The sequence below is a fragment of the Mycobacterium sp. Panama NTM2 genome, from assembly GCF_054355555.1.
In genome coordinates this window covers 3,396,715-3,417,713 of the sequence record NZ_CM135953.1, presented here as the reverse complement: position 1 = coordinate 3,417,713, position 20,999 = coordinate 3,396,715, and the positions used below count along the sequence as shown (strand labels likewise).

Genomic DNA, 20,999 nt, shown 5'->3' with positions numbered 1-20,999 from the left:
TTGTGAAGACGGTTTTGCGCCGTGTAAGAGACTATGAACTCTTTCTTAGGTTTTTGTGGGGTGCCCACAAATCCGCATGTGATGGGACGTCATAGAGACCCAAGCGCAACATGTCACCTGCCGGGACGGGGGTCCGGTGTGACCGATGCAACACCCTCGACCGGCTCGGATCCCCGCCGCGACGAGGAGCTGGACTGGCTCTGACGGCTCAAGCGGCCGACCGTCGAGGCGACGCGCAGCACATAGGCGTCGCGCGGAACGGTGGCGTCACGGCCGGTGAAATCGGCGATTCGTTTGAGCCGGTAGCGGACCGTATTTGGATGAACGAACAATTTGCGAGCGCACGCTTCGATCGCTCCTCCGGAGTCCAGGTAAGCGTCCAGCGTCTCCATCAACGTGGGGCCCGCGTCGGCCAGCGGCCTCATCACCTCAGCCTCCAGCGCGGTCGCGGCCGTCGCATCGCCCAGCAGCGCGCGCTCGGGCAGGAGCTCGCGCGCCGCCACCGGCCGCGGCGCACCGGCCCAGCCCGCGACCGCGTTCATCCCGGCGATGGCCTCGGTGGCGCTCAGATGCGCGGCGCCCAACGTCGGCGCCATCGGCCCGACCACCACGGGTCCGTCAGCGAAGACGGTCATCAACTCCGACAGGAACCGGTCGGTGTGCGACAGCCCCCCGGACACCACCGTGACCAGCCAGGTGCCGTGCACGTCGCACAGCGCGGCGCGGCCGTTGCGGGCAGCGACGTCGTGCACGTCCTCGGCCGTCAGATCGAGTCGGTCAGGGCGCGGCAGGCCCACGATCACCGTCGCCGCGGCGGTCGCGTCCCAGTTCAGTGCCGCCGCCTGGGACTGCAGGTCGGGTCCGATGTCACCGCGCACCACGGCATCGATGAGGTTGGCCTCCATCCGGGTGTCCCACGCACCCCGCGCCTCGGCCTGATCGGCGTACGCCGTCGCCGCCGCGAATGCCAGGTCGCGGCTGTAGCGCAGGATGCCCGCGGTCAGCGCGGCGAGCTGTTCCTCGTTGCGGGCCAGCAGCGGCACCACTTCTTCGAAGAACTCCATCGTCACGCGCACCATCTCCACCGACTGGCGCAACGCGATGCGACGGCGCAGATCCTGCGGCACGACCTCGAAGGCCTGCGCGGTATATCCGACGTCGCTGTCCGGATGGCGCATCCACTCGACGAAGTTCACCACCGCGGTCTGCACGACGAGCTGCACGCTCGCGCGTTGCGACGCCTCGAGCTCGGCGAAGAAAGGCAGCCGCTCTCCCAGCGCCTGCACTGCCTCGGTGGCGAGCCGGCCCGAGTACTGACTGAGCCGGCGCAGCACCGAATCGGGGACGTTCTCCAGCACCTCGACCGTGGAGCGAGGCGGGATGAACCGATTGTTGTCGGCCATCCCTAAAAGCTACGCCTCCGTTTGTAGGGAGCCTCCAGTTCTACGCGACTCCGGGGTCGCTCGTCTGCTCAGGCGCCGCCATCACATCGTCGATCTCGTACTTGCCCGCCGCCTCGACCGCCACCGACATGTCGATGTTGCCGTCACGAGCCAGGCCCTCGAGCACCGCGACGACGATCGACTCGGCGTCGGTGTTGTAGTACCGCCGGGCCGCGGGGCGGGTGTCGGAGAAGCCGAACCCGTCGGTGCCCAGCGTGATGTAGGTGCCGGGAACCCACGGCCGGATCTGCTCGGGAACCGCGCGCATCCAATCGGACACGGCGACCACCGGGCCCTCGGCGTCGGCGAGCGCCTGGGTCACATACGGCGTGCCGGCCGACCGGTCGGGGTGGCGCAGCGCCTCCTTCTCGATGGCCACGCCGTCGCGATTGAGCTCACCCCAGCTGGTCACCGACCACACGTCCGCGGCGACGTCCCACTCGTCGGCGAGCATCTCGGCCGCCTTCAGCGCTGACGGCATGCCGACGCCGGAGACCAGGATCTGGGCGCGGTTGCTGCGCTTCTCGCCGGCCTGCTGGTAGCGGTAGATCCCGCGCAGCAGCCCCTCGACGTCCAGGTTCTCCGGCTCGGCCGGCTGCACGTAGGGCTCGTTGTAGATCGTCACGTAGAAGTAGACGTTCTCCGGGTTCTCGCCGTACATGCGGTGCAGACCGCTTTCGATGATGTAGGCGATCTCGTAGGCGAACGCGGGGTCGTAGGCCACGACGGCGGGGTTGGTCGCGGCGAGCAGCAGAGAGTGCCCGTCGGCGTGCTGCAGGCCTTCGCCGACCAGCGTCGTGCGTCCCGCCGTCGCGCCCAGCACGAAGCCGCGCGCCATCTGGTCCGCCGCCGCCCACAGGCCGTCGCCGGTGCGCTGGAACCCGAACATCGAATAGAAGATGTAGATCGGGATCATCGGCTCGTTGTGGGTGGCATACGACGTGCCGACAGCGGTGAACGAGGCCGTCGAGCCCGCCTCGTTGATGCCCTCGTGCAGGATCTGACCCGCCTCGCTCTCCTTGTAGGCGAGCATCAGCTCCGCGTCGACCGAGGTGTAGAGCTGGCCGTTGCGGTTGTAGATCTTCAGGCTCGGGAACCACGAGTCCATGCCGAACGTGCGCGCCTCGTCGGGGATGATCGGCACGATCCGCTTGCCGATCTCCTTGTCCCGCAACAGTTCCTTGAACGTACGCACCGTCGCCATCGTGGTGGCGACCTCCTGCTTGCCCGAGCCCTTCTTCAGCGCCTTGTAGGTGTCGCGTCCGGGCAGGGTGAGCGCCTTGGTCTTGGTGCGGCGTTCGGGCAGGAACCCGCCGAGGGCGCGGCGCCGGTCGAGCATGTACCGGATCTCCGGCGCTTCCGGGCCGGGGTGGTAGTACGGCGGCAGGTAGGGGTCGTTCTCCAGCTGCTCGTCGGAGATCGGGATGCGCTGCGCGTCGCGGAAGTCCTTGAGGTCTTGCAGCGCAAGCTTTTTCATCTGGTGCGTGGCGTTGCGACCCTCGAAGTGCTTACCCAGCGTGTAGCCCTTGATGGTCTTGGCCAGGATCACCGTCGGCTGGCCCTTGTGTTCCATCGCCGCGTGGTAGGCGGCGTACACCTTGCGGTAGTCGTGGCCGCCGCGCTTGAGGTTCCAGATCTCGCGATCGGTCATCGGCTCGACGAGCGCCTTGGTGCGCGGATCGCGGCCGAAGAAGTGGTCGCGCACGTAGCCGCCGTCGTTGGCCTTGTAGGTCTGGTAGTCGCCGTCAGGGGTGGTGTTCATCAGGTTCACCAGCGCGCCGTCGCGGTCGGCGTGCAGCAGCGCATCCCACTCGCGGCCCCACACCACCTTGATGACGTTCCAGCCCGCACCGCGGAAGAACGACTCCAGTTCCTGGATGATCTTGCCGTTGCCGCGCACCGGTCCGTCGAGGCGCTGCAGGTTGCAGTTCACCACGAACGTCAGGTTGTCCAGCGCCTCGTTGGCGGCGACCTGGATCAGGCCGCGGCTCTCCGGCTCGTCCATCTCACCGTCGCCGAGGAACGCCCAGACGTGCTGGTTCGAGGTGTCCTTGATGCCCCGGTCGTGCAGGTAGTGGTTGAAGCGGGCCTGGTAGATCGCGTTCATCGGACCGATGCCCATCGACACCGTGGGGAACTCCCAGAAGTCGGGCATCAGCCGCGGGTGCGGGTAGGACGGCAGACCGCCGCCGGGATGGCTGTGTTCCTGGCGGAAGCCGTCGAGCTGCTCGGAGGTGAGCCGACCCTCGAGGTAGGCGCGGGCATAGATCCCGGGCGACGCGTGGCCCTGGATGAAGACCTGATCACCGCCGCCGGGGTGGGCCTTGCCGCGGAAGAAGTGGTTGAACCCAACCTCGTAGAGAGCCGCAGACGAGGCGTAGGTCGAGATGTGGCCGCCGACGCCGACGCCCGGCCGCTGCGCGCGGTGCACCATGATCGCGGCGTTCCACCGAATCCAGGCGCGGTAGCGGCGCTCGACGTCCTCGTCGCCGGGGAACCACGGTTCCAGTTCGGTGGGGATGGTGTTGACGTAGTCGGTCGATGTCAGCGACGGGATGGCCACCCGCTGCTCGCCGGCGCGTTCGAGCAGCCGCAGCATCAGGTAGCGGGCGCGGGACGGGCCGGAGCGTTCGAGCAGATCGTCGAACGACTCCAGCCATTCACCGGTCTCGTCGGGATCGATGTCGGGCAGGTAGGACGCGACGCCCTCCCGGATCACGCGAACACGATCGTGTTCGCCTGTGCTGCTGGAGTTTTGGGCCAGATCCTGGCGCACGAACTCGGTGGTCAACTGCCGCTCCTTGTCAGGCGGTGGAGCACACGCGGTCCGTCGAGTGGGTCTGCTCGCTTCGCGCCGTGCACGGTGGGTTACATCCTCGTACCATCCTGCCGCAAACGCAGGGCAGCACGCGAACGGTTGCATTTAGTACACCCAGCCCAGTGGTTGGCCGGTAACGTCTGCAGACCGTGCATATCGGTGGGCGACGAGCCGCGCGGTTGCGGCTGTCGGCCCTCGCGATGGGCTCTGCCGCGGTGCTGGCGATGATCGTCGTCGGCTGCACCACCGTCACCACCGGCGACGCATCGGCTCCCCCCGGGGAGGCGCCGCAATACCGCGCGTCGGTGTCGGCGTCACTGCAGGAGTCGGCAGCGAGTTCGTCGGCGCGCGAGTCCGAGCGTCAGACGTCGATGACGGCGCAGGCGGTGCAGACGTCGTGCGAGGCCATGAGCACCAGCAGCGCCGACGCGATCGCGGCAGTCAACACCTACGTCGATGCGTTCAACACCGATCCGGGTGGGGCGGCAGACAAGGCCGGTGCGGCGGTCGATGCGCTCAACCAGAGCGCGGACCTCGTGTCCACGAGCATGACCGACACGTTGCCCGCCGAGCTGCGCGATGCGCTGAACGGCTGGGTCGACGCTGCTCGAGGCGTTGCGACGGCCATTGCGGGGAACTATCCCGCCGAGGAGTTCAACGATGCGATCGCGGCGTTGAACGACTCGAAGACCACCGCGCTGGACCGCTGCGATGCGGCCTATCGGTGACACCTTGGGGGCGGATCCTGCCGGGTGGGTTGCCGTGACCCCCGGGCGTGCGACGATAGTGGACGAACGTGGCACAGCGCACAGCGTGCCGACTAGGCGCAAGGAGGACTGACCGTGGTGTCGGCGGGTGACCCCCCGAACTACGCCCGCATGCTGGGCATCCAAAAAGATCAGGTTGTGCAGGAACTGGGCTGGGACTCCGACGTCGACGACGACATCCGCGCCGACATCGAAGACGAGTGCGGTGGTGAGCTCCTCGACGAGGACGCCGACGAGGTGGTCGACGTGGTGTTGCTCTGGTGGCGCAACGACGACGGCGATCTGGTGGACGCGCTGATGGACGCGATCACCCCGCTGGCCGACGACGGTGTCATCTGGGTGGTCACCCCGAAGACCGGGCAGCCCGGCCACGTCCAGCCCGCCGAGGTCGCCGAGTCGGCGCCGACGGCGGGGCTGGTGCAGACCTCATCGGCGAACCTGGGGGACTGGATCGCGAGCAGGCTGGTGCAACCGAAATCCAAGGCAGCCGGCAGGCGATGAGCGCTCGCGCGAAGAGCAGACAGTAGCGATGACCGGGGTCGGCGATATCGCGCCGGACTTCACGCTTGCCGACCAGAACAATCAGCGGGTGACGCTGAGCGCGTTCCGTGGCGCCAAGAACGTGCTGCTGGTGTTCTTCCCGCTCGCGTTCACCGGGATCTGTCAGCGGGAGCTCGACGAAATTCGCGACCAGGCAGACGATTTCGTCAACGAGGCGACGGCCACGCTCGCGATCTCGGTGGGGCCGTCGCCGACGCACAAGGTGTGGGCGACCCAGCGCGGATTCACCTTCCCCGTGCTCTCGGATTTCTGGCCGCACGGCGCGGTGAGTCAGGCCTATCGCGTGTTCAACGACGCCTCCGGTTTCTCGAACCGCGGCACGTTCGCCGTCGACCGGTCCGGGGTGGTGCGCTACGCGGACTGCAAGGAGCCCGGAGAGGCGCGAGATGCGGCGGTGTGGAGTGCTGCGTTGGCGGCTGTGCGCGACTGAGCGCGGATTTCAGGTTCTCCGGCCGTCGCCGATATGCTGCCCGGGTTCGGGCGCGTAGCTCAGTGGTAGAGCTCTGGTTTTACACACCAGCGGTCGGCGGTTCGATACCGTCCGCGCCCACAGCGACTCCGGGCTCGAGTTGGGCAGCCACCACGCCCACTTCGCGCAACACGTCCATCGCGATATCCCCGAAGGATCGCTGTTCGCCCTCGGTGATCCACTGTGTGAACGCGATGCCGAATGACATCACCGCGAGATGGGCCGCGACGTCTGCCGCCATGCCGTCGACGCCACGGGCCCGCAGCTCGTCGGCCAGGGTGCGTCCGAGGTAGGCGAGCTTGAGCGCTTCGCGTTCCTGCAGCGCGGGATTGTCGTCGATGACGGACTGCCGCAGGCGGGAGTGTGAACGGCGCTCGTCATCGAAAAACCCTGCGGACGACCGCAACGCGCGGACTGCCAAGTCGGTCGCCGACGCATCGTCCGGCGCGTCGCTCAATCCTGTGAGGAAAGCGTCGGTCAACGCCTGCTGCCCGTGAAACAGAACCTCACGCTTGTCGGTGAAGTGGCGGAAGAACGTGCGCTCGGTGAGCCCGACGGCCTGGGCGATGTCGCCTGCGGTCGTGTGCTCGTATCCGCGCGCCGCGAACAGGTCGAGCGCGGCGTCCTGCAGTCGCTCCGCAGTGCCTGACTCCCACCTCGCCATGGGAGCAGTCTAGTGATGACAGTGACTGACTTCAGGGTGTACCGTCGGATGTCAGCAACTGACATCACCATGAGGAGTCCACATCATGCACGTTTTCGTCACCGGAGCCTCCGGCTGGATCGGCAGCGCCGTCGTCGACGAGTTGTCGAAAGCCGGTCACACCGTCGCGGGCCTGGCGCGCTCCGACGCCTCGGCGGCTGCTCTCGAGGCGAAGGGGGTGACCGTGATGCGCGGTGACCTCGACGACCCCGACGCGATCCGCAGCGGCGCGCACGCCGCCGACGCCGTCATCCACCTCGCCAACAAACACGACTGGGCGGACATGGCGGGAACCAACGCCACCGAACGGGCCGCGACACAGACCATCGGCGACGCCCTCGTCGATACCGGCAAAGCCTTCTTCCTGGCATCGGGGCTCATGAGCCTGGCGCCGGGTCGCCAGGCAACCGAGGACGACGCCTCGCCCTTCCACGGCCCCGACTCGCCGCGCGGTGGCAGTGAGAACCTGTGCCTCGGTTTCGCCGATCGCGGGGTGCGTGCCGTGGCACTGCGCTTCTCGCCCACCACGCACGGCACAGGAGACCACGGCTTCGTCAACCGGCTGTGTGAGATCGCGCGCGAGCGCGGGGTGTCGGGTTACCCCGGCGACGGTGCGAACCGTTGGGCCGCTGTGCATGTCGCCGACGCGGCGCGGATGGTCGTGCTCGGCCTGCAGAAAGCGCCTGCCGGTGCACGTCTTCACGCCGTGGCCGAAGAGGGCGTTCCCACCCGCGCCATTGCCGAGGCGATCGGGCAGGCATTCGATCTCCCCGTCAAAGCCATCCCGACGGACGACGTGGCAGAGCACTTCGGCTGGATCGGTGGCTTCTTCAGCGCGGACATGGCCGGGACAAGCGTTGCGACGCAACGACTTCTCGGCTGGACGCCGACGGGACCGACGCTGGCCGACGACATCGCCGGCGGCGCGTACGGTTCCCGGTAGCGTCAGCAGCAGCCGGTCGTCTTGCGCTCGGCCAGGTGCGCGTGCTCGGCGTTGTCGCCGCCACGAACGGCATCGAGGAACTCGTCGAGGTCGATCCGACGCCCACCCAACCAGGTCCCCGTCACCTGCACGGTGTCGATCAGCGCCGCCGGCTCGACCTCCCACGGGTCCGCCGTCAACTCCACGAAGTCCGCGAGCTTTCCGGGGCTGATCGACCCGACGAGATGGTCGCGGCGCAGGGTACGCGCGGCGTCGATCGTCTGGGCGCGCCACGCCTGATCCAGCGAGATCGCTTGCTCCGGGCAGTGCACCGTGCCGTTGCGGGTGCGCCGGGTCACCGTGGTGGCGATGTTGACGATCGGCGTCGGCGGCGACACCGACCCGTCGTTGTGCAGGGAGACGCACGCCCCCGAGCCGACGGCGTCGGCGAACGCCGCCCACCGCGCCCCGTACTCGGGCGAGAACATCGCGCCGTCGAGCAGCTCGCCCCAGTAGTAGTACTGGAACGGCGCCAACGACACGTGCACCCCGAGCCGCGCCGCGCGCTCGAAGTGTGCGGCGGTACCTGCCCCGCAATGTTCCAGCCGCCAGCGGTGATCGGTGCCCAGTAGGCCGTGGCGCCGCAGCGCACCCTCGTAGGCGTCCAGCGCGAGGTCCAGCGCCAGGTCACCGTTGGCGTGAAAGGCCATCTGCCAGCCCGCCGGCGCAGCTTTGTCCAGGATCGCGTCGAGCTGCTCGCGGCTGTAGTTCATCGAGTGCGCCCCGCCGGCCACCGCGGGATCGATGCCCGCGGTGCGGGTGGCCTCTGTGTCGAGGTACGGGAACGAGATCGCGATGTTGCCCACCCACGGCGATCCGTCCGTCCACAGCTTGACCCCCGATTTGATCAGCCATTCTTCGTCAGCGGTGAATGTGGTTGGCTGCCAATAGGTGTCGGTGACCGACATCTCCCACATGCTGACGCGCAGCGGGCACGAGGGGGCGGCCGCAAGTGCCTCGTATCCCGCGGCGAACTTCGGGTCGTAGGTCATGTCGGATGTCGAGGTGTAACCGCCGCGCGCCATCAGCGCGTAGTAGCTCGCGGCCGACACCAGCGGGTCACCCATCTGCTGCATCAGCGGCATCGTCACCGCAGTCACGACGGGCAGTTCGAAGCCCTGCCCGTTCAGTGACCCGTCGGCGTTGCGGCCGAAGCGGCCCGCGACCGGATCGGCGGGCGGATCGGTGTCCCAGCCGTGGGCTCGGATCAGCGCGGAGTTGAAATACACGCCGTGCCCGGAGTTGTCGGTGACGACGGTGATCCGGTCCCCGAAGATCTCGTCGAGTTCACCGGCCTTCGGTGACGGATGACCGTGCAGCAGTGCGTCGTAACCGGCGAACCACAGCGGAGTCTCGGGGTCGCTGTGGGCCAGCGCGTCGGCGAAGATCTGCTGGACCTGCGCCCACGACTCCGCTACCCATGGAGCGATGGAGCGGGCCGGGGCCTCGGTGGCGATCCCACTGATCAACGGATGACTGTGCGGTTCAACGAAACCCGGAGCCAGCACCGCGACGCCGCTGTCGATCACCTCGGCGCCGGGCAGCCCGGCCCGGCACTCGTCGACAGTGCCCACCGCGACGATGCGACCGTCGGACACGGCGACGGCCTGTGCGCGCGGCACCGCCTCGTCCATCGTGATGACGGTTCCTGCGGTCACGATCACGTCGGCCATGGGCACAGTCTGGCACCGATGTGACAAGCTGCCGTGGTGTTCGCAGCAGTTGGCCGGAGCCGCGCCGCGGGTGTCGCCGTGGGCGTGCTCGCCGATGCGGTGTTCGGCGACCCGCAGCGGGGCCATCCGGTCGCGATGTTCGGCCGTGCAGCCGCAGCGCTCGAGCGCCGGATGTATGCGGACAACCGCGCTGCAGGCGTCGGGTACGCGGGCTCGCTGCTCGTGGCCGTGACGCTGGCCGCCACCGGTGTGGGGCGGTTGAGCCGGCGCGGCTCTGCGGCCGGTGAGGTCGCATGGGTCGCGGCGGCGACGTTCACCGCGTTGGGCGGGACCTCGCTGGCCCGCACCGGCGATCGGATGGCCGACCTGGTGGGTCGGGGCGACCTGGTGGGAGCGCGTGAGCTGTTGCCGTCGCTGTGCGGCCGCGATCCGGCGGTGCTCGACGCGGGTGGACTCACCCGCGCGGCGCTGGAGTCGATCGCGGAGAACACCTCCGATGCGCAGGTGGGCCCGCTGCTGTGGGCTGCCCTCGGAGGTGCACCGGGGGTGCTGCTGTACCGGGCGGCGAACACCCTGGATGCGATGGTGGGCAACAAGTCGCCGCGATACCGCCGATTCGGTTGGGCAGCAGCTCGTTTCGACGATCTGCTGAATCTCGCCGCCGCGCGCGTGACGGGTCTGCTCGTCGTGGCGTGCGCACCGCTGGTGGGCGGGTCACCGCGCGGCGCGATCCGGGCGTGGCGCCGCGACGCCGCCCGCCATCCCAGCCCCAACGCAGGTGTCGCCGAGGCGTCGTTCGCCGGCGCCCTCGGAGTTCAGCTGGGCGGGCCGACCCAATACGCCCACGAACTGGAGATACGCCCCACCCTGGGCACCGGCCGGGCGCCCGATGCCGGCGATCTCCGGCGGGCGGTGCGGCTGTCGCGGGCCGTGCAGATCTCGGCCGCAGCAGCCGCCGTCAGCGTCGCCTGCCGTACCGGTCGGCCAGCTTGTCCGCAGGTGTGACCGGCCCGGTGGGCGTGCCTTTCTCCCGACGACGGGCCTGCACCTCCGCATAGACGAAGTAGCCCACCCCGATCGGGGCGATGATGCCGAACGCGATCCACTGGATGCCGTAGGACAAGAACGGCCCGGCCTCCAGGCGCGGCAGCGGCACCACGCCCAGACCACCCGGCTGGTCCTCGACCAGCTGCAGGTAGGACCCCGCCAGCGGCACCCCGACCAACGCGGAGATCTGGCCGGGATTGATCGAATACACCTGCTGCACACCGGCGTCGCGGAACGGATCCTTACCGACGGCGACAGGCTCGGCGTCCCGGAGCCGGGCCGTGATCGTGACCGGCTCGGTGGGGGCGGGGCTGATGTCGGGGACCGCGTTGCCGTTCACCGGCTTCACGTAACCGCGATCGACGAGCACGGTGGGTCCGCCCTCGACGGCGAAGGGCGTGAGAACCTCGAACGCGGGATCGCTGTCGATCACCCGCAGCCTGGCCACCACCTGCCCGTCGGGCAGATATCGCCCGGTGGCCGTCACGCGCTTCCACTGCTGCTCCGACGCCGACGAATCCTGCTGCGGCAGAAGCGTCGTCAACGGGACGGGGTCGGCGTTCAGCGAGGCCGAGATCTGCGCGTTCTCCCGGGACGTCTTCGTGTTCTTGTGCAGCTGCCACGGTGCGAGCACCGTGAAGCACAGGTAGGCGAACGCGATCACCACCACATAGAGCGCCAGCCACTGGGGGCGCAGGAGAAAGGCGAGTCGGCGCACTTCTCAGACCGCCTCCTGCCGCTCGGCGAGCTGCTCGTCGACCCAGGCGTGCAGACCGGGCAGCGCCGCCTCGATGACCGCGAACACCGCCTCGAAATCGTCCTGGGTGCCGTAGTAGGGATCGTCGACGTCCAAGGCATGCTTGCCCGAGCGCGGATCGAAGGAGCGCAGCATCCGCAGCCGGTCGGTCGGTACCCCCCTCTCGGCCAGCATGCGGAGGTGGTTGCGGCCCAGCGCCACCACCAGGTCGGCGTCGAGATGGTCCTCGGTCATCTGCGCCGCCCGGTGCGCGCTCGGATACCCGTGCTCGCGCAGCGTGGTCCCGGCCCGGCGATCGGCGGGCTCACCCTCGTGCCAGTGCCCGGTGCCTGCGCTGGTGACACGCACCGCGTCGGCCAGCCCACGCTCGCGCAGCTGGTGGGCGAACATTTTCTCGGCCATCGGGCTGCGGCAGATGTTGCCCGAGCAGATGAAGGTCACGTGCAGTTGGTCAGACACCCAGCACCTCACGCAGCGAGGCGACGTCGGCGACATGGGCCAGGGCGGGGCTGGTCGATGCGGTGAAGTCCGCGCGGCCGTAGCCCCAGTCGACGACGATCGTGCCGATGCCGTGGGCGGCGGCGCCCTCGACGTCGTGCGAACGATCACCCACCATCACGACGTGGTCGGGCAGCGGCGCCAGCTGGGCCAGCGCATGGGCCACCACGTCGGCTTTGCCCGCCCGGCTGCCGTCGACGCTGGCGCCGGCGATCACCTCGAAGAATCCGTCGAGTTCGAAGTGCGCCAGGATGCGCTGCGCGGTGGGCTCGGCCTTGGAGGTGGCCACCGCGAGGCGTACACCCGCACGCGTCAGGTCGGTCAGCAGATCGGGAACGCCGGCGAATGGACGGTTCATCGACCAGCCGCGGGTGGTGTAGTCGGCGCGGTAGGCGGCCATCGCCTCGGCGGCCCGATCACCCAGGCCGATCGACTCCAACGTGTGGCGCATCGGCGGACCGACGATACGGCTCACCAGGTCACCTTCGGGTTCGGCGGCGCCGATGGCGGCCAGAGCGTGCCGGAAGCTGGAAACGATGCCCTCGGCGGAATCGGTCAGCGTGCCGTCCAGGTCGAAGATCACCAGATCGCCGCGGCCCACCCGGGTCACCCCGGCTGCACTGTCCACCGTGTCCGTCACGCGGTCCATTGTCCCTGATGCCCGGAGTGGCTGGACCCGCGCACTACTGTCGTGATGTGGCACGTTCGGAGGTGATGCGATGACGGTGCGTCTCGCCGACGTCATCGAGGTACTCGACGCGGCCTATCCGCCCCGCCTCGCGCAGAGCTGGGACTCCGTGGGTCTGGTGTGCGGGGATCCGGCCGAAGCGATCGAGTCCGTCACGATCGCCGTGGACGCCACGCCCGAGGTGGTCGCGACGGTGCCGGAGCGCGGGCTGCTTCTCGCTCATCATCCGTTACTGCTGCGCGGCGTCGACACTGTAGCCGCGGACACCGCCAAGGGGTCGCTGCTGCACGCGATGATCCGCACCGGACGTGCGCTGTTCACCGCTCACACCAATGCCGACAGTGCCGCACCAGGCGTCTCCGACGCCCTCGCCGAGGCCCTGGGTCTGACGGTCACCGATGTCCTGTCACCCGAGCCTGCCGCCCCGGCGCTGGACAAGTGGGGTGTCTACGTCCCGCGGGAGAATGCCGCGGCGGTGCGTGCGGCGATGTTCGACGGGGGCGCCGGTCAGATCGGCGACTACGCGCAGTGCAGCTGGAGCGTGGCCGGGGTCGGCCAGTTCCTGCCGCTCGACGGGGCATCACCGGCCATCGGCGCGGTCGGCACGGTCGAACAGGTCGACGAGGATCGTGTGGAGATGGTGGCCCCGCGATCCCGGCGCGCAGCGGTGCTGGCCGCCCTGCGCACGGCGCATCCCTACGAGGAGCCGGCGTACGACGTCGTCGCCGTCGCGTCGGCGCCCGACGGCACCGGGCTGGGCCGCATCGCCGAGCTGACCGAACCGCAACCGTTGCGCGCGTTCGTCGCCGGGGTGCGTCGCGGCTTGCCCGAGACCACCTGGGGCGTGCGCGCCTGCGGCGACCCGGATGCGATGGTGTCCCGGGTGGCACTGTGCGGCGGGGCCGGTGACTCCCTGCTCGCCGAGGTGGCCCGTGCAGGCGTGCAGGCGTACGTGACCGCAGATCTGCGCCACCATCCCGCCGACGAACATCGGCGGGCGTCCGACGTGGCGCTCGTCGACGTCGCGCACTGGGCCAGTGAATTCCCGTGGTGCGGTCAAGCGGCCGCGCTGCTGCGCCGGCACGTCGCCAACGTGCCCGTCACCGTGTCCCCGGTGCGCACCGATCCATGGAATGTCGAGGAAACAACGTATGAAAGCTGATGTGGCGCAGCAACGTTCGTTGCTCGAGTTGGCCGAACTCGATGCCGAGATCGGCCGGCTCGACCACCGGCTGAAGAACCTTCCTCAGCAGTCGGCGCTCGAGGCGGCGCAGAGCGCGCACCACGAGGCGAACGACCGGCTGGCGGCGGTGCAGCTCGCGCTCGCCGACATCGACGCCCAGGTCGCGAAGTTCGAGACCGAGATCGACGGGGTGCGGCAGCGGGAGGACCGCGATCGCCGCCTGCTCGAGGGCGGCACGGTGGATGCCAAGCAGCTGACCGAGATCCAGCATGAACTCGACACTCTCGAGCGCCGCCAGGCCAGCCTGGAGGACTCTCTGCTGGAGGTGATGGAACGGCGCGAAGAGCTGGCCGCCGACCAGGATCGGGAGCTGGCCGGCATCGACGACCTGCAGACCGCGATGACCGACGCGCAGCGCAACTGCGACGAGGCGCGAACGCATCTCGCCCAGCTCGCGCACCAGGCACGGTCGCGGCGCGAGGAACTCGTCGCCACCATCGACGAGGCGTTGGTGTCGATGTACGAGCGCCAGCGCGCCCGCGGCGGTACGGGCGCCGCGCCGCTGCAGGGCCGGCGATGCGGGGCGTGCCGACTCGAGATCGACAGGGGCGAGCTGGCGCGCATTGCCGCCGCGCCGGACGACGAGGTGCTGCGGTGTCCCGAGTGCTCGGCGATCCTGCTGCGAGTCAAGGGCGCCGGCGCGTGAAGGTGCTGGTCGAGGCCGACGGGGGAGCGCGCGGTAACCCCGGTCCGGCCGGGTACGGCGCCGTCGTGTGGTCGGCGGATCGCACCGAGGTTCTCGCAGAGGCCAAGGCGGCGATCGGTCGCGCCACCAACAACGTCGCCGAATACCGGGGCCTCATCGCGGGTTTGGAGGCGGCCGAGGGAGCCGGCGCCACCGACGTCGAGGTGCGGATGGACTCAAAGCTCGTCGTGGAACAGATGTCGGGACGCTGGCGGGTCAAACATCCCGATCTGGCTGCGCTGCACCAACAGGCGCGACAGCGTGCGGCCGCGTTCGAGCGCATCACCTACACCTGGGTGCCGCGGGAACAGAACAGTGCTGCCGATGCGCTGGCCAATCAGGCGATGGACGCGGCCGCGGAAACCGAAGCGGTGACCGCGAATCCGGCCGGATGGACCGGCGCCACCGGCGCACCCACCCGCCTGCTGCTGCTCCGGCACGGGCAGACGCCGCTGTCGGTGGAGCGCCGCTATTCCGGGCGCGGCAACCCGGATCTGACCTCGCTCGGAGTGCAGCAGGCCACCGCGGCGGCGGGTTACCTGGCGCGCATGGATCGGATCGACGCGGTGGTGTCGTCCCCGCTGCAACGGGCGCGGGACACGGCTGCGGCAGCCGCGGGTGCGCTCGGATTGGACGTCGAGGTCGACGACGACCTGATCGAAACGGACTTCGGTGCGTGGGAGGGGCTGACGTTCCGGGAGGCCTCCGAGCGGGACCCGGTCCTGCACCGGCGGTGGCTGACGGACACCGCCGTCGCGCCGCCGGGTGGGGAGAGCTTCGACGCCGTCGCGCGCAGGATCACCCGGGTCCAGCAGCGTCTGCTCGCCGAACGCGCCGGCCAGACGGTGCTGGTCGTCTCCCATGTGACACCGATCAAGACGCTTCTGCGGGTGGCGCTGGACGCGGGCCCGGCGATGCTCTACCGGCTGCACCTGGATCTCGCGTCGCTCTCGATCGCGGAGTTCTATCCCGACGGTGCGGCGTCGGTGCGCCTGGTGAACCAGACCGCCTATTTGTGATCGGTGTGCAGGTGCACGCGCTCGCCGTGCAGACCGAAGAGCGCGATCGCCTCGACGGGTCCGTCGATCGTGCCGAACCAGTGCGGCGTCCACGTCGAGAATTCCACGGCCTCACCGGGTTTGATGGTGAAGTCGCGGTCGCCCAACAGTAGGCGCATGCGGCCGGACAACACGTACATCCAGTCGTGGCCCTCGTGGACCGGTAGCTCGTCGGGCGGCGTGCGCCGGCGTGCACTGACTCTGATCTTGTACGCGTGCAGTCCGCCGGCCGGACCCTGACCGGTCAACGGCCAGAACGTGATCTGGTTGCGCGTGTGGGCACCGCCGCGGACCCGCGGGTCCTCGACGTCGGGTTCGCGCAGCAGTTCGTCCGTGCTCACCGACAGCGCATTCGCCAGTCGCGGCAGATGATCCAGCGCGAGTCGTCGCTTACCCGACTCGAGGCGGCTCAGCGTGGAGACGTCGATGCTGGACCGGGTCGCCACGTCATCGAGCGTCATGCCGCGCTGGGTGCGCAAGTCGCGCAGTCGCCGTCGCACCCGGGCATCGACCCCGTCGTCGTCTTTTGCCTGCATGGCAAAAGAGCTTGGCAGATCGCGGTGCGCGCGAGCAAGGTGGTGGCATGACGACGCGATGGGACTGTGTGGTGATCGGCGGGGGAGCCGCCGGGCTGAGCGCCGCGCTGGTGCTGGGCCGGGCGCGCATGCGCGCCCTGGTGGTGGACGCCGGGGAGCAGAGCAATCGGGCTGCCCACGGCATCGGCGGACTGCTCGGCTTCGACGGGGTGCCGCCGGCGCAGCTGTATGCCACCGGCCGTGACGAGGTGACCCGGTACCCCTCGGTCGAGGTGCGCGACGGTGAGGTGACCTCGGTGACGCCGCACGAAGGCGGCTTCACGCTCGGACTCGCCGGCGGTCGTACCGAGGAGGCGCGGCGGGTGCTGCTGGCCGGCGGAATGCGCTACGACGCACCCGATGTCACCGGTCTCGACGAGTTCTGGGGCGGGTCGGTGTTCCACTGCCCGTTCTGCCACGGCTGGGAGGTGCGGGATCAGCCGCTCGGCGTGTTGGCGCAGGGGGAGCGTGCGGTTCACATGGCGACACTTCTGAGTCAGTGGAGCGACGACATCGTGGTGGTGTCCAACGGTCCTTCCGGGTTGGCCGATGCCGACCGCGCGCAGCTGGCTGCGTGCGGCATCCCTGTCGACGAGCGCCCGATCTCGCGGGTGTCGGGTGCCGATGGACAGCTCGACGCCGTGGTGTTCGAGGACGGCGCCGCGCTGCATCGGCGCGGATTGCTGGTGGCCAGCACGCTGAACCAACGGAACCGGCTGGCCCGGGAGCTCGGTGTGGCGTTTGCGCCACCCGGTCCGATCTCCGCGGAATCCGTTGCAGTCGATGCGATGTGGCAGACCTCGGTGCCCGGGGTGTTCGCCGCGGGGGATGTGAGCGCACAGATGCCTCAGGTGGCTGCCGCGGTGGCCTCGGGTTCGGCGGCGGCCGCATCAATTGTTCGCAGTGTTGTGGAGGAGGGTCGATGAGTGGCGACGACGAGAAGGCGCAATGGGAAGCGCGTTACGGCGAGCGCGAACGGGTGTGGAGCGGTCGGGTCAATCCCTGGCTCGCGGAGGTGGCGGGTCCACTGTCCCCGGGTCGTGCGCTCGACCTCGGTTGTGGGGAGGGGGCCGACGTCCTGTGGCTCGCCGAGCGCGGCTGGCACGTTCTCGGGGTGGACATCTCGGAGACTGCGCTGGGCCGCGCCGGTGAAGAAGCGTCGCGGCGCGGTGTCGCCGGCCGTACCACCTTCGAACAGATGAACCTCTCCGACGACTTCCCGGCGGGGACATTCGATCTGATCTCGGCGCAATTCCTGCAGTCGTGGACGCGACTGGACCGAGACCGCATCTTCGCCGCGGCCGCGCGCGCCGTCGCGCCGGGTGGGGTGCTGCTGATAGTCGACCACGGCGCCGCGCCGCCCTGGGCGAACATTCCGCACGATCACGAGTTCCCGACCGTCGACGGCGTGCTATCCCAGCTCCGGGTCAACCCGCGGGACTGGGAGACTCTGCGCGCGGAGCCCGTTGAGCGGGACGCAGTCGGGCCGGACGGCCAGCAGGCGGTGCTGATCGACAATCTCATCGCGCTCCGGCGCCGAACCGACGGCTGAGCTCGCCTACGCCCGGTCCGCTGAGGTGCGGTAGCGCACCGAGGCGGTGGCGATCAATCCTTTTCTATGCATCGCTGGTCATCATCGCAGCCGAGTTGTCGGAGGTGAGGTGTAGCGTCGGTGGCATGTTCGCACAAGTGTTCGATATCGACCAGTCAGCCTCGGAGGCTGAGCTGCGCGAGGTCGTGGCGCGCTGCGAACGGATGAAGGCTCGCGCGGCGGCGGTGCAGGCCCGTGCCACTGCGCTGTGGGCGGAGAAACGCCGAATGGCCGAGGCCGAGGCTGGGATGCCGGCGGCGAAGCGGGGGCGCGGGTTGGCTTCCGAAGTGGCGTTGGCGCGCTGTGATTCGCCGGCCCATGGCGGTCGGCACCTCGGGTTCGCCCAAGCCTTGGTGCACGAAATGCCCCACACCCTGGCCGCCCTCGAATCCGGGGTGTTGACCGAGTGGCGAGCCACGCTGATCGTCAAACAATCCGCCTGCCTGACCGCGGAGGACCGGCGGACGTTGGACGCCGAATTATGCTCTGACCACGCGGCTTTGGTCGGGCTGGGCAATGCCCGGATCGAGGCTGCCGCCGCCGCGATCGCAGCGCGCCTGGATGCTGCCGCGGTGGTCGAACGGAAGGAACGCGCGGCGGCGTCTGCGCGGGTGTCGACCCGGCCCGCCCCCAACGGCATGGTGCAGCTGACTGCGCTGATGCCGCTCTCGCAGGGCATCGGGGTGTATGCCGCCTTGAAGCGTGAGGCCGACCTGTGCGGGGACGGGCGCCCGCGCGGACAGATCATGACCGACACCCTCTACCAACGGGTCACCGCCCGCCCGGCCGAGACGCCGGTCCCGATCGCGGTGAACCTGGTCATGGCCGACACCACCCTCTTCGGTGACGACGACAGCCCCGGCTGGGTCGACGGGTACGGTCCCGTGCCCGCGGCGGTGGTGCGCGATCTGGTGTCGGATGCCGTGGCTGATGAGACGGCGAAAGCGACACTGCGGCGGCTCTACCGCCACCCCACATCGGGGCAGCTGGTCGCGATGGAATCGCGTGCCCGGAGCTTCCCGACAGGGTTGGCGGCGTTCATCGGGCTACGGGATCAGACGTGTCGCACCCCGTACTGCGACGCCCCCATCCGCCACCACGACCACGCCACCCCCGCCCGCCACAGCGGACCCACCTCAGCGCTCAACGGGCTCGGCGCGTGCGAAGCCTGCAACTACGCCAAAGAAGCCCCCGGCTGGACCGTCACCACCCACGACACCGACGGCCGCCACACCGCCGACTACACCACCCCCACCGGCGCGACCTACCAGTCGGCCGCACCACCACTACCCGGACCACCGATACGGCGCCGCTACAGCGTCATCGAAGGAGAACTCAGCATCGACATCGTCGAACTGAGCGCCGAACTGAAACGCTCGGCCTGAGGGAGCGCCGAGGGCGTTCGTTACCGGAATCCGCGCTGCAGGCGCTACGTTGTCAGGGCGGATGAGCTGGCCGGGCGGCCGCGGGCCATCACTTGCCGGACAGGGGTACGGCTGAGGTGGTTCGAGGAAAGTCCGGACTTCACAGAGCAGGGTGATTGCTAACGGCAATCCGAGGTGACTCGCGGGAAAGTGCCACAGAAAGCAGACCGCCACCCACCGGGTCTTCGGGCCAGGGGTGGTAAGGGTGAAACGGTGCGGTAAGAGCGCACCAGCGCTCCGGGTGACCGGAGTGGCTCGGCAAACCCCACCCGAAGCAAGGCCAAGAATGTCGCGTGGGGGGCGCGGCAGCGCAGACGTTCGAGGGCTGCTCGCCCGAGTCTGCGGGTAGGCCGCTCGAGGTACCCGGCGACGGTGTGCCCAGATGGATGGTCGCCGCCGGGCCGCCAGTCATGGCGGCCCGGAACAGAATCCGGCTTACAGGCCAGCTCATCCGCCCTCGGCTCAGGCTTTCTTCACAGCTTTCGCCAGCTGCTCGAGGGCCTCGGACACCTGCTCCTCACAGCGCAGCGCCAGGTCGTGCTCCTGCTGATACAGCAGCCCGTAGGTGAACGTGTCCTCGCCCGCGGCGTGCGCCTGCTCGGCCTGCCGGCTCAGATGTGCCCGGCTCACCACGCTGTCCTGGTGATCGCCCAGCAGCGACTGGATCCCCTTCGCCCGGTCGGCCACCTTGGACTTCCCGGTGGCCGCCGCGGTGTAGCGGAGCTGCTTGGCCCGCTTGCGGATCTTGTGCAGTGCCTCATCGGCGTGCTCGCCACCGTCGGCGTCGCTCGCCTTCTTCGCCGCCTTGCGCACCCGCTTGTAGGCCGAGTCGATGGTCACCTCGACTCGCTCCTCACCGGCTTCCAGCGGCGGCTCGGCCGTCGTCAGCTCCTCCAGCGCATCCAGCAACCGGAAGTACCGAGGTGTGCGCATCGCCGCCAGCGAGCGCTTCCAGCCGGTCTGATACCGCTTCTTCGCGCCCTCGACCAATCGCTCGCGCACCGGGCCCCGCACCAGGTCGTCGGGCAGTCCGTCGAGCGCCTGCTCGTACCGTTCGGCCAGCACCTCTGCGTCCCGTGCCGTTCCGAGCACGCCCGCCAGTTCGCGCAGTTCCGCGAGCACCCACGAGTCGTCGTCGATGCCGAACGCGCCCTCCGACGACTGCAGCAGGCTGCGGATCTTGCGCGTCGTCACCCGCATCTGATGCACAGAGTCGTACACGTCCGCGCGGACGGCGCGGTCCCACTCGATGAGCTCGGCGACCTGCTCGGCCACGGCACGGTGCACCGGATCGTCGGGCACCGCCGGAGCCTCGTCGGCGGGAGTTTCGAGCACCCGCGCCAACTTCGAGCCGTGCCCGGCGGGGCGCGCCCCCGCGTCGAGCAGGCGGCGGGTCAGCGGCTTGAACAGTCCCCGATCGGCACCCTCGGCGAGTTCGAGTTCCCACTCGCGCCAGTGCTGATCGTCGCCGCCCACCGCGCCCGCGGTCACATGGTCGTCGCAGAACTCGGCGACCGGGGCCCCGTCGACGCCGTAGAGCATCGTGACCTCGCGCACGGTGCTGATCCGAGCGACCGGGGCCAGTCCGCGGTCCCGGACGATCGCGAGCACGACGTCGCGCAACTCGTCGGGTACCTGCGGATGTGCCGGCGCGCCGTCTTCCAGCGGCAGCCGGACCTCGGTGCGACTGTCCTGACCCGAGGGCAGCTTCAGGTGCCATCCCGCGTCGGTGCCGCCCGTGCGGCGGCGCAGCGTGATCCGGTGGCGGGCCAGATCATGGGCCGATGTGTCGTAGTAGACAGCGTCCAGAGACTGTGACGGCGACCGCTCGGCACGAGACACCGCCGCGAGTCCGTCGAACGACGGACTGACGGTCGCGACGTCCACGTCGAACTTGCGCTCAGTCTCGGTGTACCTGGACAAATCGGACGATCGGGAGGGCATGAACACCTTCGTTTCGGCGGGAGGGGGGCCACAAGATTGCCATACGGAGGTGAACCGCGAATCGGCTCGTCGTT

21 protein-coding genes, 1 tRNA gene and 1 other RNA gene are annotated in these 20,999 nt (G+C 69.3%); 14 read left to right on the top strand and 9 right to left on the bottom strand.

Going from position 1 to position 20,999, the window contains the following annotated elements; translation table 11 throughout:
• Positions 1-113: 113 nt before the first annotated feature.
• Complete coding sequence (locus ACXYX3_RS16100; protein ID WP_458608197.1) at positions 114-1,403, bottom strand: PucR family transcriptional regulator; 1,290 nt, start codon at positions 1,401-1,403, stop codon at positions 114-116.
• A gap of 40 nt (positions 1,404-1,443) precedes the next feature.
• The gene (gene aceE, locus ACXYX3_RS16095; RefSeq protein WP_458608196.1) at positions 1,444-4,233 is read right to left on the bottom strand and encodes a pyruvate dehydrogenase (acetyl-transferring), homodimeric type; all 2,790 of its coding nucleotides are present in this window, start codon (positions 4,231-4,233) and stop codon (positions 1,444-1,446) included.
• A 176-nt stretch (positions 4,234-4,409) separates the two neighbouring features.
• On the opposite strand from aceE, the gene ACXYX3_RS16090 reads away from it, so the two are divergent.
• The 4 genes from ACXYX3_RS16090 to ACXYX3_RS16075 all read left to right on the top strand — a co-directional run bounded on the left by ACXYX3_RS16090 (position 4,410) and on the right by ACXYX3_RS16075 (position 6,138).
• Positions 4,410-4,988: a hypothetical protein gene (locus tag ACXYX3_RS16090; RefSeq protein WP_458608195.1), complete on the top strand. Its 579-nt coding sequence runs from the start codon at positions 4,410-4,412 to the stop codon at positions 4,986-4,988.
• A gap of 114 nt (positions 4,989-5,102) precedes the next feature.
• Positions 5,103-5,528 carry a DUF3052 domain-containing protein gene (locus ACXYX3_RS16085; RefSeq protein ID WP_458608194.1) on the top strand — a complete coding sequence of 142 codons (426 nt, stop codon included), beginning with the start codon at positions 5,103-5,105 and terminating at the stop codon, positions 5,526-5,528.
• Positions 5,529-5,556: 28 nt separating this feature from the next.
• Positions 5,557-6,018 (top strand): peroxiredoxin, encoded by a 462-nt coding sequence (locus ACXYX3_RS16080; protein WP_458608193.1) that lies wholly within the window; start codon positions 5,557-5,559, stop codon positions 6,016-6,018.
• A 48-nt stretch (positions 6,019-6,066) separates the two neighbouring features.
• Positions 6,067-6,138: transfer RNA gene (locus tag ACXYX3_RS16075), tRNA-Val, on the top strand.
• Here the strand turns inward: ACXYX3_RS16075 and ACXYX3_RS16070 are convergent.
• On the bottom strand, positions 6,098-6,625 hold the full coding sequence (locus tag ACXYX3_RS16070; RefSeq protein WP_458612109.1) for a TetR/AcrR family transcriptional regulator: 528 nt from the start codon (positions 6,623-6,625) through the stop codon (positions 6,098-6,100). The two genes, ACXYX3_RS16075 and ACXYX3_RS16070, sit on opposite strands and share 41 nt — an antisense overlap.
• Between ACXYX3_RS16070 and ACXYX3_RS16065 the strand changes: the two genes are divergently transcribed.
• On the top strand, positions 6,551-6,706 hold the full coding sequence (locus tag ACXYX3_RS16065; protein ID WP_458608192.1) for a hypothetical protein: 156 nt from the start codon (positions 6,551-6,553) through the stop codon (positions 6,704-6,706). The genes ACXYX3_RS16070 and ACXYX3_RS16065 overlap by 75 nt on opposite strands.
• A 100-nt stretch (positions 6,707-6,806) precedes the next feature.
• On the top strand, positions 6,807-7,703 hold the full coding sequence (locus ACXYX3_RS16060) for an SDR family oxidoreductase (protein ID WP_458608191.1): 897 nt from the start codon (positions 6,807-6,809) through the stop codon (positions 7,701-7,703).
• A 2-nt stretch (positions 7,704-7,705) separates the two neighbouring features.
• Here the strand turns inward: ACXYX3_RS16060 and ACXYX3_RS16055 are convergent, their stop codons facing one another.
• A complete protein-coding gene (locus tag ACXYX3_RS16055) occupies positions 7,706-9,415 on the bottom strand; it encodes an amidohydrolase (RefSeq protein ID WP_458608190.1) in 1,710 nt (569 codons plus the stop codon).
• 36 nt (positions 9,416-9,451) lie between these two features.
• Here ACXYX3_RS16055 and ACXYX3_RS16050 point away from each other — a divergent pair, with 36 nt between their 5' ends.
• Positions 9,452-10,420: a cobalamin biosynthesis protein gene (locus tag ACXYX3_RS16050; RefSeq protein WP_458608189.1), complete on the top strand. Its 969-nt coding sequence runs from the start codon at positions 9,452-9,454 to the stop codon at positions 10,418-10,420.
• Here the strand turns inward: ACXYX3_RS16050 and ACXYX3_RS16045 are convergent.
• From ACXYX3_RS16045 to ACXYX3_RS16035, 3 genes are read right to left on the bottom strand one after another with little or no spacing between them, the layout of a single operon-like run.
• Positions 10,374-11,180, bottom strand: a complete 807-nt coding sequence (locus ACXYX3_RS16045; protein WP_458608188.1) for an SURF1 family cytochrome oxidase biogenesis protein — start codon at positions 11,178-11,180, stop codon at positions 10,374-10,376. The two genes, ACXYX3_RS16050 and ACXYX3_RS16045, sit on opposite strands and share 47 nt — an antisense overlap.
• 3 nt (positions 11,181-11,183) lie before the next feature.
• Positions 11,184-11,678: a low molecular weight protein-tyrosine-phosphatase gene (locus ACXYX3_RS16040; protein WP_458608187.1), complete on the bottom strand. Its 495-nt coding sequence runs from the start codon at positions 11,676-11,678 to the stop codon at positions 11,184-11,186.
• Positions 11,671-12,366 carry an HAD-IA family hydrolase gene (locus ACXYX3_RS16035; protein ID WP_458608186.1) on the bottom strand — a complete coding sequence of 232 codons (696 nt, stop codon included), beginning with the start codon at positions 12,364-12,366 and terminating at the stop codon, positions 11,671-11,673. Before ACXYX3_RS16035 ends, ACXYX3_RS16040 begins: the two co-directional genes overlap by 8 nt.
• Positions 12,367-12,436: 70 nt before the next feature.
• Here ACXYX3_RS16035 and ACXYX3_RS16030 point away from each other — a divergent pair, with 70 nt between their 5' ends.
• The 3 genes from ACXYX3_RS16030 to ACXYX3_RS16020 are packed head-to-tail and all read left to right on the top strand — an operon-like array spanning position 12,437 to position 15,352.
• Positions 12,437-13,567, top strand: coding sequence for a Nif3-like dinuclear metal center hexameric protein (locus ACXYX3_RS16030; RefSeq protein ID WP_458608185.1), 1,131 nt, complete (start codon positions 12,437-12,439; stop codon positions 13,565-13,567).
• On the top strand, positions 13,557-14,294 hold the full coding sequence (locus ACXYX3_RS16025; protein ID WP_458608184.1) for a zinc ribbon domain-containing protein: 738 nt from the start codon (positions 13,557-13,559) through the stop codon (positions 14,292-14,294). The genes ACXYX3_RS16030 and ACXYX3_RS16025 overlap by 11 nt, the downstream gene beginning before the upstream one ends.
• Positions 14,291-15,352 carry a bifunctional RNase H/acid phosphatase gene (locus ACXYX3_RS16020; RefSeq protein WP_458608183.1) on the top strand — a complete coding sequence of 354 codons (1,062 nt, stop codon included), beginning with the start codon at positions 14,291-14,293 and terminating at the stop codon, positions 15,350-15,352. Before ACXYX3_RS16025 ends, ACXYX3_RS16020 begins: the two co-directional genes overlap by 4 nt.
• On the opposite strand, the gene ACXYX3_RS16015 is transcribed toward ACXYX3_RS16020, so the two are convergent.
• Positions 15,343-15,927, bottom strand: coding sequence for a helix-turn-helix domain-containing protein (locus tag ACXYX3_RS16015; RefSeq protein ID WP_458608182.1), 585 nt, complete (start codon positions 15,925-15,927; stop codon positions 15,343-15,345). The genes ACXYX3_RS16020 and ACXYX3_RS16015 overlap by 10 nt on opposite strands.
• A 47-nt stretch (positions 15,928-15,974) precedes the next feature.
• Between ACXYX3_RS16015 and ACXYX3_RS16010 the strand changes: the two genes are divergently transcribed.
• The 4 genes from ACXYX3_RS16010 (at position 15,975) to rnpB (ending at position 19,435) form a co-directional block, all read left to right on the top strand.
• Complete coding sequence (locus tag ACXYX3_RS16010; RefSeq protein ID WP_458608181.1) at positions 15,975-16,892, top strand: NAD(P)/FAD-dependent oxidoreductase; 918 nt, start codon at positions 15,975-15,977, stop codon at positions 16,890-16,892.
• The gene (locus ACXYX3_RS16005) at positions 16,889-17,518 is read left to right on the top strand and encodes a class I SAM-dependent methyltransferase (RefSeq protein WP_458608180.1); all 630 of its coding nucleotides are present in this window, start codon (positions 16,889-16,891) and stop codon (positions 17,516-17,518) included. Before ACXYX3_RS16010 ends, ACXYX3_RS16005 begins: the two co-directional genes overlap by 4 nt.
• 125 nt (positions 17,519-17,643) lie before the next feature.
• Complete coding sequence (locus tag ACXYX3_RS16000; protein ID WP_458608179.1) at positions 17,644-18,942, top strand: 13E12 repeat family protein; 1,299 nt, start codon at positions 17,644-17,646, stop codon at positions 18,940-18,942.
• Positions 18,943-19,004: 62 nt separating this feature from the next.
• Positions 19,005-19,435: RNase P RNA component class A (rnpB, locus tag ACXYX3_RS15995), an RNA gene on the top strand.
• Between the two features lie 8 nt (positions 19,436-19,443).
• On the opposite strand, the gene ACXYX3_RS15990 is transcribed toward rnpB, so the two are convergent.
• Positions 19,444-20,925 (bottom strand): CYTH and CHAD domain-containing protein, encoded by a 1,482-nt coding sequence (locus ACXYX3_RS15990; RefSeq protein ID WP_458608178.1) that lies wholly within the window; start codon positions 20,923-20,925, stop codon positions 19,444-19,446.
• Between the last annotated feature and the right edge of the window lie 74 nt (positions 20,926-20,999).

Excerpts from the sequence above, each read along its gene's own strand:
- ACXYX3_RS16100 (WP_458608197.1), bottom strand. The coding sequence starts at position 1,403 with ATGGCCGACAACAATCGGTTCATCCCGCCTCGCTCCACGGTCGAGGTG.
- ACXYX3_RS16080 (WP_458608193.1), top strand. The coding sequence starts at position 5,557 with ATGACCGGGGTCGGCGATATCGCGCCGGACTTCACGCTTGCCGACCAG.
- ACXYX3_RS16060 (WP_458608191.1), top strand. The coding sequence starts at position 6,807 with ATGCACGTTTTCGTCACCGGAGCCTCCGGCTGGATCGGCAGCGCCGTC.
- ACXYX3_RS16055 (WP_458608190.1), bottom strand. The coding sequence starts at position 9,415 with ATGGCCGACGTGATCGTGACCGCAGGAACCGTCATCACGATGGACGAG.
- ACXYX3_RS16035 (WP_458608186.1), bottom strand. The coding sequence starts at position 12,366 with ATGGACCGCGTGACGGACACGGTGGACAGTGCAGCCGGGGTGACCCGG.
- ACXYX3_RS16030 (WP_458608185.1), top strand. The coding sequence starts at position 12,437 with ATGACGGTGCGTCTCGCCGACGTCATCGAGGTACTCGACGCGGCCTAT.
- ACXYX3_RS16025 (WP_458608184.1), top strand. The coding sequence starts at position 13,557 with ATGAAAGCTGATGTGGCGCAGCAACGTTCGTTGCTCGAGTTGGCCGAA.
- ACXYX3_RS16015 (WP_458608182.1), bottom strand. The coding sequence starts at position 15,927 with ATGCAGGCAAAAGACGACGACGGGGTCGATGCCCGGGTGCGACGGCGA.
- ACXYX3_RS16010 (WP_458608181.1), top strand. The coding sequence starts at position 15,975 with ATGACGACGCGATGGGACTGTGTGGTGATCGGCGGGGGAGCCGCCGGG.
- ACXYX3_RS16005 (WP_458608180.1), top strand. The coding sequence starts at position 16,889 with ATGAGTGGCGACGACGAGAAGGCGCAATGGGAAGCGCGTTACGGCGAG.
- ACXYX3_RS16000 (WP_458608179.1), top strand. The coding sequence starts at position 17,644 with ATGTTCGCACAAGTGTTCGATATCGACCAGTCAGCCTCGGAGGCTGAG.
- ACXYX3_RS15990 (WP_458608178.1), bottom strand. The coding sequence starts at position 20,925 with ATGCCCTCCCGATCGTCCGATTTGTCCAGGTACACCGAGACTGAGCGC.